The sequence below is a fragment of the Candidatus Marinimicrobia bacterium CG08_land_8_20_14_0_20_45_22 genome, assembly GCA_002774355.1.
GTDB lineage: Bacteria > Fidelibacterota > UBA2242 > UBA2242 > UBA2242 > 0-14-0-20-45-22.
In genome coordinates, this window is the sequence record PEYN01000005.1 from 1 (window position 1) to 14,300 (window position 14,300).

Genomic DNA, 14,300 nt, shown 5'->3' on the forward strand with positions numbered 1-14,300 from the left:
AAATATCAGCGGACAGATCGTACTGATTAGAGTAGGTATATAAATTTACCAGATTGCCCATTACACCCATCCGATCCGGGTTGGTTATGCAATCCAATGCTTTCAATGACAACTTGATCGCAGTTTCATTTTCATTTGCCAACATCTTCCAGACGATCATATATTGCAGAGCGCGTTTCCCAAGTGGATAATTTTCATATGAATCATACATTTTAGACAAATAACTATAGAAATCATCCCGCTCCTGATATCGATTGTCAATGTAATCTGACCGGACTATTGAGAACAACGCTACTAAAGCGGAATCTGCCTGAGTGGTTTTAGAATTGGTTGCAATCAGATTTTTGAGATGGACGATTTGCTCTTCCGGACTAAGATAGTCGGCCGGAACGGCTACTGGCTTGCTAAGCTGACCAGATGAAGTCTGTCCTTCCCATGAAGGTTGAGATTCCAATTCATCATTATAATTTACGTTTCCGTAAAATTGAGTTGAATTGGCCGGCGTTTCACCCCACCAGTCAAACCATGCTAAGATCGTAGGATTACCAGAAAGGGAATTGTAAACTTCATAACCATCATTGTCATGGACTGAATTTTGAAATATCTGGACATTAGAAATGTCGCCCGCATATATTTCACTGCTGTAGTTATTGCGAATCGTATTGTAACCGGACCAGGAATATGTATATCCAATGTTGTAAACGTCATTATATCCTGCATAAATGCCATTACGGGTTGATGTACCGCCAATGCCGTTATTTTCTATCACACTACCGTAGATATTAACTGTGTTTGAACTTACACTATAGATTCCATCCCGATCGCCATTATAAATCCTGGTACCTTCAATATCAACCTGGGGATTATTGATAGTGACGATATTATGTCGGTTGTCGTAGATCTCACAGTTTTTAATATCGAAGCCGGTGTATTCGATACGAATACCCTGGTCATTATCGTGGAGCGTACAGTTTTCGACGATATTACCGGTCGAAGGATAACCATAGTAACAGACCGCCCAATCACCATATTCGACTTCACAATATTTCATGACGTTGTTACTGCTTCTGAAATATAACCGGTTCCATGATTGACGGGTAGTACCGGAAGTTGACGTGAATAAGATTGGGCTTTGATTCGTGCCTTCGGCGATCAGATGGGCGTTGTTATAAAATCCGAGTGTATAATACCCATCCATCAACACATTGGTTCCGGGTAAAATAGTGATTGAACCACTCCCGGTAACCAAGACTGTTCCTAGCATGTGAAGGTTCCCGAACCATGTTTCGGCCGTGGTGAATGTACCGCCGGTGACCGCAGTATAGGGAAGGTAATTCGGCTTAGTTATAGTGATATACAGTGGACGGACGGTAGTTGAGAAGGTGTAACTTTGCACACCGGAAACAGCCAGATAATAACTGCTTCCGTTATCACCACTGCTGACACAGATATCACAGCCAGAAATACCGGCATTAATGACTATATTGCTACTGTTAACGGTAACAGAGGCGCTTAAAAGTTGAGATGGAGTGCCTACCCACATATTCATTTCCGGATCGCCAAAGTAATTATTCGAGTAATCCAGATAAGAACTCGAATTTTCCACTTTCGATGCGGCTACTCCCACGCCCATTTTTCTACAGGGATAACCATTCAAATCATCGTCATCGACGACATCATTGAAAAATGTTTTTTCAAGGTCAAAAGATGAACCTACCCATCCAAATCGCGTGTTTCCAGCAAACGCGACGGCATTCAGATTTTCTTCAACGATAAAAGCCTCGACAAAACCGTGCTTTAGTATCGAACTCCACGAAAAATTATAGTCATAGCCGGCAATATCACATGCATTCGAATAAACAATGTAAGGAGTGTTCTTTATATCGAGATTATCTTCCAATCCAGCATCCCAACCAAAATCTGGCCAATATGATATTAGACTAGCCATTGGCTCATTTACATTCATACTATCTGATGCTACAGTGATTTCGGCAACTCCACCATGGTTAGAAAATAATATTAATCCATAATCATTGGTATTCATGTAATTAATAACATTAGCGGCCTGAGGATATGTAGCTTCACCCCACTCTATATCTTCTTCAATAATTGTTGTTGACCAAAACGATTCTGTAATAGCATCTATTTGTTCTGCTTGAGAAGGATTGTAATACCATTGCATATGATCTGCCTGAGTATGTAAGGCATTTCCAAGATAAGTAAAATTTCCATCATTCGGGTAAAGTACATAATTCAAATATTTTTTAGTCCAGGTATCAATTTCCTCTGCGGAAGATACTAATAAACGACCAATGAAAATCTCGGGGTAGTAATCTGGATCATCGTTATTTGGTTCACCATATCTTGGTTTACCCTCTAAATTAGCAAATGCATTATCCGGGCGAACATATGATCCATAATAATCATCATCTACTTTCCAATCGCCATTAAAATCGGCATAATATAGATCAGTAGGAATTATATAATATGGGACCTCTTCCCGTAGGATTAGATATGAATTTAAATCCGGATTATCATACGTTGAAGCTCCATATCTAATAGGAATGACTTTATTATTGCCACCTAAAAGTACCCACATTGTATTAGTCGTGCTATAATAACCATCAGACAGATATTGGCGAATTGCTCCTGCCGTATCTGTAATTCCAGATATGTAATCTGTCGACTAACTACTCATTATTTCTTCGACAGTCACAATTCCAATGTCGAGACCTTCACGTATTTTCAATGATACAAAGTCGGCAAAGGATGGTTTCAATGCATTATTAGTGATAACGACATATTTATAAAATTCAGGGATTGTCTGAATTTTAGAAGTTTTTTCGAGCGGCTTACTGGTCGCCGGTTTTACCTGATAAAGAGATATATCCAATTTATTATCCACAAGTCTGTTGATAATCGAGTCGTAATATTTTTGATATTTTTTTTCCGACATACCGGAGACTGAATGGATTTACTTTCGACCGTAAAGTTTAATGTGATATTGATTTCACCAATAAAAGTTACCATACCCTCTTTGGGAACATATCGAATTGGTGTAACCAATAATTGAACGATATGTGTCGCTCCATCGAAATATCCATCTTTATTGATCTTTACGATCTCTTTCGGAAAAATATCAGATGAATTATATATCTCTTCATTCGGAGAAACCCATTCAGATTTATAGTCGATTGATGTGGGTTCCGGATATTGTGTTGGATAAATTTTATATGTTCCGATCTGTTTTTGGTCGGTTATTTTAGTATCCACACTCGAGATAGATTTTCCAGAGGGGATAATCAGGTTTACTACTATTGCCGGTAGCTCAGGTTCCCCCGGACTGGTGTAAACCAATGCCTTTGGATAATTAAATCTAGCCCACTCTCCCTTCGATGTTTGTGTCAGATTTGTGTAATCGAAAGTCACTCTATGGATTACTTGTCCGACAAGAATCTGAACAGAAAAAAACATAACAACCAAGAAGGCCACTTTTTTCATGATTTCCTCCAACTTTTTGAATTTGCTATTCACTTAATCTGTCCTGGCAATATTACCAGACAATCTTATTGTTAAAATCATTTATCATTTCAACAAAACCGTCTTTATTACAGATTGTGCATTTTCGCATTTCATCTGGATAAAGTAAACTCCTGATGAAATCGTACCTGCATTCCATTGTAAAGAATATTTACCAGAATCATAATACCGATCAGTCAGAATTGTAATCTCACGGCCATAAAGATCATATACAGTGATTTTAACATTTCCCGAAGTAGATATTTCAAATGGAACAACCGTATTGACATTAAATGGATTAGGATAATTCAATTTTAAAGAAATTTTGTCTGGTTTCAATTTCTTTGGATGCTCTATTTTATCAGTAATAACCGGAAATGGTTTTTGCGAATAGATATCTATATAATTAAAGGTTTCACCAAGTGGTGGAACCCTTCTAAGAAAAATTACTTCATCGATACTATCACCATTTAAATCAACTGTTTCTTTCAACGACATTCCTGATGAATCTTCTGCGAGAAATAATACTGTATCGGGTTGGGTAAAATCATTTCCGTTCAAATAGGCACAAACGTATAAAGTGTCATTATAGTTACCCGATTCGACCAGAATATCTTTATTCTCATCATCATTTAAATAACCTTGCACAAAACCGCTAAAAGTAAAATCAAGTGTATCAATTGTTATATCGTTAAAATCTTTATTACCACGTATAAGCAAAGAATATTGTTTGCCGTCAATATTTAAATACTCAGTTAATAGTATACCATATTCAGAGTTATTCCAACCGGATATATATTGTGTATTTGAACCGCTCCAATTTTCTGATTCATATTGAAAAGCGGGCTCGGTCGATAAAGTATCACCTCCTGAATAAATATACAGTTTGGCAGGTTTATCTGACTGAGCATATTGCGTACTCACGATCCAGTCATCGTAACCGTCATTATTCATATCTCCGCATAAAATTGTACTGCCATAGTTTGCAAATTCATCAGGACTTTGATAATACCAGTCCGGTTCATCATCGAGCGTATCGCCACCGAGGTAAATATAGACTCTTCCATATGAGGCGTACCAATCATCTGGCGCTGTAATTATAAGGTCATCATAGCCATCGGCATTTAAATCTCCGGTTACTAAGTAACCAAAACCATAACGAGCCCCTTCACCGTAAAGTACAAGATCGGCAATAGAATCTGGTCCACTTGGACTTCCGAGATAGATCGAGGCACGGCCCTCTTTTAAACCACCAGCCCATAGATTAGATAGAACATAATCAGTATAGCTATCTCCGTTAAGATCCATATCGCCGAATAAATATGTAACTGCTCCCATGTACCTATATTCCCATAAAGTAATGTCTGGCTCGATATCAAAAGGAGAGCCGCCATAGAATACGTCTACTCTATCAATCCATGGATACGGATACGATGAATCCGGGTAACTACCACAGGTCACCGCAAGATCATTAAATCCGTCGTTGTTAATATCGCCTATATTGCTTATCGAACTGCCAAACTGATCCCCATAGTAGTATCCAGGTATGCTAACAACCTTTTCTAAATGAATAGCATCATTAGTGTACAGAACTCCTGCCGAAATGAATAAACATACGATTAATTTAAAATTTTTCATTAATAATCTCAGTATTTATGGAACGCGTTTTGATTAAGACATGCACCAGCGAAAAATGGAAAAGTTCGGATCGCACCTCTCCCGCATGAGTTGTTCATGGAAAATGAGAGACACTTTTTACAGACCGAAACAGATTGACCGTTTAAGTCTGACTTGAGAATGGGAAGAATGATTGTTCTTTCTTCCGGGACACTAGATCGATACATCGCTTCACCTTTATAAATAAATTGCTCCACGATTCTATCTGAAAAACTTGAAATTCCAAAAAGCACTTTGAAGGTCATGGATGCCGGGGAGGTCGTCCGTCCCTTCTGTGACACTATCGCCCATTCAAGAAACAGAAACATTTTACATTAGGGAATCTTTAAATCAAACAATTATTTTGCGCGGGAGAAATAAACCACGAATCCCGAACAATATCGGGACAAGTTAATACGGAACCCCACAAAGTGCGGGGAAATGAGAGAAGACAAATTAAGGTTAAGATTAAGATTGAGCGTCACCCTGCCCGGCATCCATGAAATATCTGAATATTTGTTTGCCTCGCTCATAACACCGTCAGAATCACAGATTACGCTGATTTAGGGATTCCACAGAATTTTTTTTATCAGCCATATTTTCTATAATCAGTGTAATCAGCGCAATCTGATTAATCAGCGATTCAGACATTTTCCCCTTTGCGTCAGATTCTCAAATCTGATGCGGAACATAAATAATACAAAATCCTTTCATAACAAATCAGCGTAATTCAGCGTCTGTTGTTATCTATCTTTACCTTTTCTTCATATCTTCGTGACTTTGTGGTTAAAATCAGCGTCTTTCTGCGTCCAGCCTTTTCGTCTCTGACGGAATTTACTGTATATATTCGCTGACCGTCTCGACTGCTTCGACGACTACTTTTGCATTCTTACGGATCACGAATTCGCTGAGTCCGATCTCCGAATCGGAATTTCCCCAATCATAAGTGTAACCGAGCCGCGTCCACGGATAGGCGGTTTCCGTCGGTTCGGGATAGTAAGAATAGATAATGTTGTTATTGAACCACGTCTTGTAAAGTTCGTCTGTTCCATCGGGAAATGTGAGTTCGGCAATTTGATCGGTAATTTCCGCATCCGGCGTCGGTCGGAAAAGATCGTCCGGTTTGACCCAGATTTCCGCGAAATAGAAATTTCCTTCAACATCCGGCATTCCGAGTAATTGTTCACATCGGAGAACCGGATCTGTTTGCTCTTTGGGGTGATCGGCAAACCAATCCTTGAGTTCGGGAACGGCAGTCACCCATGTTTCGCCCCACCACATTGTCACGGAACTATCGACGGGATATGAAGAATCGTATTTCGTCAGCGTCGCGACGAGGACATACGATTCGCCGCCGATCTCTTTCCATGATAAATAAGTATTCGTCGGCAAGATCGCGATCAGATCGTCTGAAATCTCGTCCGCTTCGGCGACCATCGCGTCCTCGACCGCAGACTGATACATCTCCGTCAACGATTCATTTTCATCGTTATTTTCGACTTCATCCGAACAGCCGAAAACGTACAACATGAAAACCGCAACAAGCAGGAAACGGATGCGAAATGTACAAGTCTTCATTTCAAGTTCTCCTGAATTCACTTATTCGTCGAGAAAAAGAGACGCGCATAGATGTAAGCAATCGACTCATCTAAAACCATCCGGACGCCGTCGCTGGATTTCCACCATTTTTCCGGTGTGAATCCAACCTGATGCGAGGCAATGATCCCGACCTTAAAATCCTTTCCCAACGCTTTTTGATAGAGTAATTGGCTTCGGCGGGCGTGCGGTCCGAGCGAAAGAACGTCGAGCGACTTTACCGTCGTGTCGGATGTGACCAAATATTCTTTAAAAGCAATTGCCGAGGCAAATGTCCTGTCTTTGTCAGCTTTGGCGTAAGGAACGGCGATTACGCGTTTTTCGTCGAAGCCGATTTCTTTCAGTGTTGCCTTTGCCAGTTCTGCATTCGTTTTATATTTCGATAAAAAATAACCTTGCTGAAGCGGTCCGCCGGTCGTGTAGATTTTTTCATATTTACCATCCAGAAAGATTTTCGTCACTTCCTGAATTACATTATCCGGCAACCAGCCTTCGACAACGAGCGTCTTTCCGCCGGAAGGTTCCGTAACCGCCAGAAATGGATAGAGATTTTTAATACCTAAATCAATTAAGGTGAAAACTAAAAAGATCACGATCAGCCAGACTCTTGCTGAGGTCGATTTGGCGTCTTTTTTTAAATGTAATGTTTGCTGGTTAAACTTTTCTTCCATTTTTTTCCTCCTGATCTTCGGTTTTAAGTTGATATTCGACAAGCATTTCACGGAAAAGGACATATCGAATTAATTCATCCATGCTGAACACGACCTGAACATTTTTCATGTAATCTGGAACGGGAAATTCGACATTTTCAGTGATTTTCATCGAGCCGTCTGCATTGAACAGCGTCAGAAATTCCGCTTTTTTCATCGAAGTTGATGGAAAATACTGCACGCAAAACTTGCGATCCATATCGTGATAGAGAAATGAAACCGGGATGTAGGCTTTATGACCGCATGATTCACAGACGAATAGGTTAATTTCGCCATCAAAAAGTTTGCTCTTTTCGTGCGGATTCAGACTCACGTTCAGCGAATTCCAGATTTGGACGATTTGTTCGACTCCGCATTCGGGACATTTAACGGTTCGATCTTCGTAAAACGACATGATGATTTTTCTCCGATCGTCAATTTTGAATGTTCAGGACATCGAAAACGAATGTGTATTCAAAGGCGAGATCGCGGAGATAATCGTATCGTCCGGTCGCCGAGAAATGTCCTTTTCCCATGTCGGTTTTCAGGATCAATCGGTTATTATCCGTTTTCAATGCGCGAAGTTTTGCCGTCCACTTTGCCGGTTCCCAGTATGCAACGCGCGGATCGTTGAGACCCGCAGTAATTAGCAGATTCGGATACTCTTTTGCCACGACGTTATCATACGGCGAATAGGTTTTCATATATTTATATTCTTTGAGAATGTTCGGATTTCCCCATTCTTCGTATTCGATAACCGTCAATGGAATCGTCGGATCGAGCATTGTGTTGATAACATCGACAAACGGGACATGCACGACAACCGCTTTGAACAATTCCGGGCGCATGTTGACGATCGCGCCCATCAGCAAACCGCCGGCGCTTCCTCCTGAAGCGACCAATTTGTCTTTATTTGTATATTTCTGAGCGATGAGATAGTCGGCGCAGGCGATGAAATCCGTGAACGTGTTTTTCTTCTTCATCATCTTGCCGTCGTCATACCATTGACGCCCCATCTCGCCGCCGCCGCGAATATGCGCGATGGCGTAAACGAAACCTCTGTTCAATAGACTTAATCGCGAAGATGAAAAGGTGGGATCGGTCGATGAGCCGTAAGAACCGTAAGCATAGAGGAACAACGGTGCGGTTCCGTCTTTTTTCAATCCTTTTTGATACACCAGCGAAATGGGAATTTGTTTCCCGTCACTCGCCGGTGCAAAGATGCGTTCGGTGACATAATCGGACGAAGTGAACTCGCCCAGCACTTTGTCTTGTTTCTTCAATTCGCGCGTCTTTGTTTTGAGATTATAATCGAAAACAGATTTCGGCGTGATCATGGACATGTAAGTAAAGCGGAAAACTTCCGTGTCGAATTCGGGATTATTGGACGGGAAAACGGAATAGACAGGTTCCGGGAAATCGATGTAATGAGATTGCCCGTCCGCCAGATTCGTCACGAGGATTTTTTCAAGTCCGAGTTCACGTTCGTAAACGATCTGATAATTTCGGAAAAAGTCCACGCCTTCCAATTTCACGTCGGAACGATGCGCGATAACCTCTTTCCAGTTTTTTCTCTCGAATGCGGCAATCGGCGCTTGCATCAGTTTGAAATTCAGCGCGTTTTCGTTGCTTATGATGTAGAAATAGTCGCCATGATGATCGACATTATATTCGATGCCGCTTTTGCGTTTGGCGATCGATGTCGGTTGGGAAGTCGGCTGGTCGGCGCGGATAAAATAAACTTCCGTTGTTGTCATCGAACCGAGTCCGATCATCAGGAATTCCTCGCTTTTCGTCTTGAAAAAGTTCATATAGAATGCTTCATCGGGTTCTTCAAAAACCAGTGCGTCGTTTTTCGGATCGGTTCCGATCTCATGCCGGAATAATCTATACGGGCGGCCGATGCTGTCGAGCGTCGTGTAAAAGAAAGTTTTATTGTCGTTAGCCCATTCAGCGCCGTAATAGGTATTCGGAATCGTTTCAGAAAGCGTCCGACCGGTGCCCAGGTCTTTGAAGCGTAGATCGTACTGTTCCGAGCCGTTTGCATCGACGGAATAAGCGAGAATCCGGTGATCCGGAGAAACATTATAGACGCCGACTTCAAGATACGAATGACCTTTGGCGAGTTCGTTTTGATCCAGAAGAATCTCTTCGGCGGCGTTCAAATTTCCTTTTTTGCGACAATAAATCGGATACTGTTTGCCTTTGACGGTGCGCTGATAGTAAAAATAATCGTCCTTCCGGGATGGAACCGACAGGTCGGTTTCCTGAATCCTTCCGAGCATTTCTTTATACAGTTTTTTCTGGAGTTTTTCCGTATGCTTCATGACGGATTTTGTGTAAGCGTTTTCGTCTTCGAGATACTTGATGACTTCCGGATTCGTCTTGTCGCGCAACCAGTAATAGTTGTCCACCAGCGTATCGCCATGGATGACGGTCGTATTTGGGATGATCTTTGCAACCGGCGGTGTTGCGGGTTGTTTCGGCGAACAGGCAGAGAACAGAGCAAAGGCGAGAATCAGATACGCCGGATGAAATCGGCGGGCGGCGAAGCGAAGATTGAACATGATAAATATCCTCGGTTTAAATATTGGTTTTATCTTCTTTCAATTCTAACGGATAAATTTACTCGCGGACAACGCAATTCACAACGACCGACTTATCGGGAATGCAACTCTTCGTACATCCGGTAACATGTTTCGGTCATTCCCAGCGATTCGTAGGTTTTTTGAGCGATGACGTTATGTTTCTCGACGTAGAGACGGAAACCGCAAATATCGATTCTTTCGGCGGCGAGTTCTTTGATGAATTCATACAATTTCCGGTAAATGCCCTGCCGACGAAACTTCGGTTTGACGTAAACGCTTTGAATCCACCAGAACAAACCATTCCGCCAATCGCTCCATTCGGTCGTAACCATTAGCGCACCGGCGATTTCGTCGTTCGTTTCGGCGACCAAATAAAATCCGTATTGCGGGTTGGCGAATAAGTTGTGAACGCCGGCGGTGATGATTTCCGGCGGCAGAATCTTGTTTTCCGTTTCTAAAGCCATCGCGATGTTGAACTCGATCAAATCATCGGCGTCTTTCGGTTCGGCGATACGGATGTGAAAATCCTCGGGCATTTCATTCTCCTGTTTTATTCTGAAAAGATTTTGGAAGTTTCATATTATGATGGAATGTCTCTGTTGAAAAGCAAATCCGGCGCATCGTTCATGAGATTTCTCAATTGATGTGCATCGGTGCCAAACCGGAATTCGACGCCGATTTCCTTTCCGATTTTCCAGTATCGCCGGGCAAAAGTGAAATCGTAAAAAATCGTATTCGCGTTGATCTCCCAAGCGACGTTGAACTTCTTCCCGAGTTCCATGATTTCCACGAGTTCATCGTCGGTCAACGCGGCGGTTACCTGATGACAGACCGGCAATAAATGCGGAATGTAGAAACCGATAAATGGATGAGCGATGCAATCCGCGCGTCCCGTCGGAATCAATTCGCGAAGAATTGCCAGCATGTGACTCGCATAACCACGCGGCGTTCTTTTGACCGGGTGTTTCCAGAACGATTGGTGATAATGGTTACATGAATAGAGGCGATAGGGAATTTGCCGGTTGACTTGTAATGAATCCGCAAATTTTCCGACATCGTAAGCGGAGAGTTCTGCGCCCAGTGAAATGTTCAATGATGTTTTTATATCGGTCAACTCACGCCGGTGCATGTCGATATTTTTTAAAATATCCTGATGCGGAATCGGGTGATGGTCTACAATGGCGATCGTCTTCAATCCTAATTCTTCCGATCCTTCAACAATGTTCGGGATCGTCATCGATCGGTCTGCGCAAGGCGATAAATAGGAGTGAATGTGCCAGTTGCTCGTTCGGAAAGAGTCCAATAGGGAAGAAGCAGTCGGTTGAAGGGGAGGCTGAGTCATCTTATCGATCGTTTTCATTGTCATTCATCTTCGCATGATTCTATTTAAGAAAAAACGAATTATCAAGTGGTAAATCAACAATGGATAAATGTGTGTTTAAATGGACAACGGAATCCGAGATCGAAAATCTGGGCTTTATCCTGGAGAAAAGGCGCATGGAGCAAAATTGCCGATTACCTGACGGATAAAACCCTGTCGGGTCATAGCTCGGCGACGGAAGCGCATCGTTATTCATTTATTGACAAATGCGTCGCACCGGGAATGACTTACACCTATTTGCTCAGCGATGTGAGTTATTCCGGAATCGAGAAAAAGCACGAAGATAAAACGGCAACCGTGACAATTTTTGAGGATCGGCAGAGAAACGCTGATGCTTTCAATCTCAGTATATCTTTTCCCAATCCGTTCAATGCAACGGCAATGATCGAGTACGCCATTCCCCGGAAGACTTTCGTCAGGCTCGACGTTTACAATTTGCAGGGGAAAGTAATTCTTCCGCCTGTCAACGAAGAGAAATTGCCCGGCGCGTATTCCGTTCATATCGATGTGCGGCAAATCGCGAGCGGTATGTATTTCTATCGGTTAGAAGCGGAAGGCAGGCAAATCACTAAAAAAAATGGTCGTGATTAAATGACCAATTGATTTTCAGGGGCGCGATGGTTGTTTGCTTCCAAATCTTTTGGTTAACATGGCGTCCCTGTTTCTTTGGACGATCCGACCGTCCGGATGCATCGTTTCCTTGACTTTACCGACGGGCGATCTCTTTATTCAGGTCATTTGGACAAATGTTCAAACGATTTGACCGATTGTTCAGGTCATTTAAATAGTCGGCTGAACGATTTAACCGATTGTCCAAACCGGTTGAGTAAACATCCAGATGACTTGATCGATTGTTCCAGTCATTGGAACAGTTGATCGGACGACAAAACAGTTTACTCAAATGACCCGTAAAAACATCCAATCGACTTTATCAATCGTTCCGGTCATTGGAACAATTGATAAAATGACAAAAATGTTTTGAAAAACGATCCGTGAAAAGTATCGAGCGGCAAAATAGTTTATGAAAACCGTCTGGTAACTTTTGCAAATGGTTTTTTAAATTTTGCGGATTGCTTACGAAATCTTGTAGAAGAGATAAATCGTTTGTTGGGCGGATTGATCATTTTAACAGATGACTGCGCATGTTACCCGATCTCTTTGTCGGATTTCTTCGTCTGCCATTTATTCTTATGTGGGGAGAGTCCGAATTCAACAAGCGCGGGATTTGTTTTGCCGAAATGCGCATACAGTCCGCTCCGGATTCTTCTGAAATGCTCCATCGACGCTTTTCGTTTCTGATAGAAATTCTGCGTGGCGGACAGCGCCTCCGCCGCCGCAAAGTTCTTCCGTTCAAACGACTCCCGCAGGGCATTCAAATTATTTTCCAGTGTAACGGAATTCAGCGTCGGGTTCTCGTTTAATTCCGGGTGTTGTTTCAATCCGTTCAAAATGATTTGCATATCGGCGATGAGTTTGGCGGGTTGTTTTTCTACTTTCTTGACCATTGTTCATGTTCCTTCATTTGCAGAATGAATTTAAGACAGAATGGGAAATAAAAAGAATGTTGAATTTTGAATGATGAATGGAAAGAGACGCAATTCTTTCAGCACCTGTCATCCTGAGGAGCCTATAGAACCGATGATAAATGCGATAACCGTAACAGAATCTCTGAGCGATCAAGACAACGAAAACCTTTAGCGACGAAGGATCTTGTTACATTTATCCCGGTTTAACCACAAAGGGGTACTCAATTTCAAATGGCAAATATCTCCAAAAATATTAGCGTTTATTCGTGTTCATTAGTGGTTCTATTATTGCTTAACCACGCTCTGCTAAACGGGTTTCGGTTTGTCTTAAATGAAAACGTCCTGACATCTCCCGTTAGGTCTGAGGACATGATAGGACATGAAATAAAAAAGCCCGTCCGGAAGAATCCAAACAGGCTTATAATTGTTTTGGTGTGCGTCAATGGAATTGACGCGGCGTTATTTCATTTATGGTTTTATCCTGATTGAAATTTCATCTTTCTCATCTTTTTTGTCAACCTATTTCAGGACAAGCCAAAATCCTGATTTCATCGGATATCTATAGATAGGTGCGCATGCAATGGTTAGAGCATGTTTCTATTTATATTTGAGTCAATTGTTTTTATCAATTCTGCTCGATAATTTTTCCTGAAACATACTTATGCAATATACTGGATACCAATGTCTGATAAGGCATTCCTTCTTCAACGGATTTAGATTTTAATTTTGTCAAATCACGTTCTGAAATTCTGATATTTATTCTTTTATTCTTTAATATTGTATTTCGTGCGATTTGACTGTATTTCTTCTTATCACTTTTCAAATCGGGAGAAGATTGCCATTCATCATTTTCGTAGGATTCTAGCATATCTTTTTCATAATCAGAATATTTTTCCATTATTTTATCTCCTTATATATTTTTCAGTTGCTTTTCGACTTGGAATAATTGTTTTTAAAAATACTTTTTCTTCATCCTCAATAAAAGGCACCAAATATGCATAATTTTCATACTCTATGATAAAAATAAACTGATTTGGATATTTCTCACTATTTGTATGAGCAATTATATCCAACATTTTTCCTTCTTCCAAACAACTGACAATAATTTCAAAAGAGATGTTTCTCTCTTTTTTTAACCACTGATTTTCTTCTTTATTCCAATCACAATATTTCATGACTATATTTTAATAAAATGTGTGCCCATTGTCAGTACGATATTACGATTATTTTATACTCTAACGTTGCGCCTAACCCGCCGCCCATAACAGGGAAGCCAAGTAAAACACAACTGCCAATGATTAAACAAACTGCACTTAACTTGCTTTCGCAAGTGCAGTTTGTAAGT

15 protein-coding genes are annotated in these 14,300 nt (G+C 41.3%); 1 reads left to right on the forward strand and 14 read right to left on the reverse strand.

Annotation, left to right across the window (positions count from 1 at the left end; all coding sequences use genetic code 11):
• From COT43_00325 to COT43_00370, 10 genes are all read right to left on the reverse strand, one after another.
• Positions 1-2,599: hypothetical protein (locus COT43_00325; GenBank protein ID PIS31104.1), on the reverse strand; the 2,599-nt coding region annotated here is incomplete at its 3' end.
• Between the two features lie 87 nt (positions 2,600-2,686).
• Positions 2,687-2,893 carry a hypothetical protein gene (locus COT43_00330; protein PIS31105.1) on the reverse strand — a complete coding sequence of 69 codons (207 nt, stop codon included), beginning with the start codon at positions 2,891-2,893 and terminating at the stop codon, positions 2,687-2,689.
• On the reverse strand, positions 2,869-3,501 hold the full coding sequence (locus COT43_00335; protein PIS31106.1) for a hypothetical protein: 633 nt from the start codon (positions 3,499-3,501) through the stop codon (positions 2,869-2,871). The genes COT43_00330 and COT43_00335 overlap by 25 nt, the downstream gene beginning before the upstream one ends.
• 84 nt (positions 3,502-3,585) lie before the next feature.
• Positions 3,586-5,157, reverse strand: a complete 1,572-nt coding sequence (locus COT43_00340; GenBank protein ID PIS31107.1) for a hypothetical protein — start codon at positions 5,155-5,157, stop codon at positions 3,586-3,588.
• 852 nt (positions 5,158-6,009) lie between these two features.
• Positions 6,010-6,753, reverse strand: a complete 744-nt coding sequence (locus COT43_00345; GenBank protein ID PIS31108.1) for a hypothetical protein — start codon at positions 6,751-6,753, stop codon at positions 6,010-6,012.
• Between the two features lie 17 nt (positions 6,754-6,770).
• Positions 6,771-7,442 (reverse strand): cytosine deaminase, encoded by a 672-nt coding sequence (locus tag COT43_00350; protein PIS31109.1) that lies wholly within the window; start codon positions 7,440-7,442, stop codon positions 6,771-6,773.
• Positions 7,426-7,875, reverse strand: a complete 450-nt coding sequence (locus tag COT43_00355; protein PIS31110.1) for a hypothetical protein — start codon at positions 7,873-7,875, stop codon at positions 7,426-7,428. The genes COT43_00350 and COT43_00355 overlap by 17 nt, the downstream gene beginning before the upstream one ends.
• A 19-nt stretch (positions 7,876-7,894) precedes the next feature.
• A complete protein-coding gene (locus COT43_00360; GenBank protein ID PIS31111.1) occupies positions 7,895-10,027 on the reverse strand; it encodes an oligopeptidase B in 2,133 nt (710 codons plus the stop codon).
• Between the two features lie 92 nt (positions 10,028-10,119).
• The gene (locus COT43_00365) at positions 10,120-10,584 is read right to left on the reverse strand and encodes a GNAT family N-acetyltransferase (protein ID PIS31112.1); all 465 of its coding nucleotides are present in this window, start codon (positions 10,582-10,584) and stop codon (positions 10,120-10,122) included.
• Positions 10,585-10,628: 44 nt separating this feature from the next.
• The gene (locus tag COT43_00370) at positions 10,629-11,414 is read right to left on the reverse strand and encodes a hypothetical protein (protein PIS31113.1); all 786 of its coding nucleotides are present in this window, start codon (positions 11,412-11,414) and stop codon (positions 10,629-10,631) included.
• Positions 11,415-11,480: 66 nt separating this feature from the next.
• On the opposite strand from COT43_00370, the gene COT43_00375 reads away from it, so the two are divergent.
• A complete protein-coding gene (locus COT43_00375) occupies positions 11,481-12,020 on the forward strand; it encodes a hypothetical protein (protein ID PIS31114.1) in 540 nt (179 codons plus the stop codon).
• Positions 12,021-12,135: 115 nt separating this feature from the next.
• On the opposite strand, the gene COT43_00380 is transcribed toward COT43_00375, so the two are convergent.
• From COT43_00380 to COT43_00395, 4 genes are all read right to left on the reverse strand, one after another.
• The gene (locus tag COT43_00380; GenBank protein ID PIS31115.1) at positions 12,136-12,351 is read right to left on the reverse strand and encodes a hypothetical protein; all 216 of its coding nucleotides are present in this window, start codon (positions 12,349-12,351) and stop codon (positions 12,136-12,138) included.
• A gap of 223 nt (positions 12,352-12,574) precedes the next feature.
• Complete coding sequence (locus tag COT43_00385; GenBank protein ID PIS31116.1) at positions 12,575-12,934, reverse strand: hypothetical protein; 360 nt, start codon at positions 12,932-12,934, stop codon at positions 12,575-12,577.
• Positions 12,935-13,580: 646 nt separating this feature from the next.
• Entirely contained in the window at positions 13,581-13,853 is a 273-nt protein-coding gene (locus COT43_00390; protein ID PIS31117.1) for an antitoxin, read from the reverse strand.
• 4 nt (positions 13,854-13,857) lie between these two features.
• The gene (locus COT43_00395) at positions 13,858-14,130 is read right to left on the reverse strand and encodes a toxin (GenBank protein ID PIS31118.1); all 273 of its coding nucleotides are present in this window, start codon (positions 14,128-14,130) and stop codon (positions 13,858-13,860) included.
• Between the last annotated feature and the right edge of the window lie 170 nt (positions 14,131-14,300).

Coding starts and splice junctions, on each gene's coding strand:
- COT43_00335 (PIS31106.1), bottom strand. CDS start 3,501: ATGAAAAAAGTGGCCTTCTTGGTTGTTATGTTTTTTTCTGTTCAGATT.
- COT43_00340 (PIS31107.1), bottom strand. CDS start 5,157: ATGAAAAATTTTAAATTAATCGTATGTTTATTCATTTCGGCAGGAGTT.
- COT43_00365 (PIS31112.1), bottom strand. CDS start 10,584: ATGCCCGAGGATTTTCACATCCGTATCGCCGAACCGAAAGACGCCGAT.
- COT43_00395 (PIS31118.1), bottom strand. CDS start 14,130: ATGAAATATTGTGATTGGAATAAAGAAGAAAATCAGTGGTTAAAAAAA.
- COT43_00355 (PIS31110.1), bottom strand. CDS start 7,875: ATGTCGTTTTACGAAGATCGAACCGTTAAATGTCCCGAATGCGGAGTC.
- COT43_00370 (PIS31113.1), bottom strand. CDS start 11,414: ATGACAATGAAAACGATCGATAAGATGACTCAGCCTCCCCTTCAACCG.
- COT43_00390 (PIS31117.1), bottom strand. CDS start 13,853: ATGGAAAAATATTCTGATTATGAAAAAGATATGCTAGAATCCTACGAA.
- COT43_00360 (PIS31111.1), bottom strand. CDS start 10,027: ATGTTCAATCTTCGCTTCGCCGCCCGCCGATTTCATCCGGCGTATCTG.
- COT43_00385 (PIS31116.1), bottom strand. CDS start 12,934: ATGGTCAAGAAAGTAGAAAAACAACCCGCCAAACTCATCGCCGATATG.
- COT43_00345 (PIS31108.1), bottom strand. CDS start 6,753: ATGAAGACTTGTACATTTCGCATCCGTTTCCTGCTTGTTGCGGTTTTC.
- COT43_00350 (PIS31109.1), bottom strand. CDS start 7,442: ATGGAAGAAAAGTTTAACCAGCAAACATTACATTTAAAAAAAGACGCC.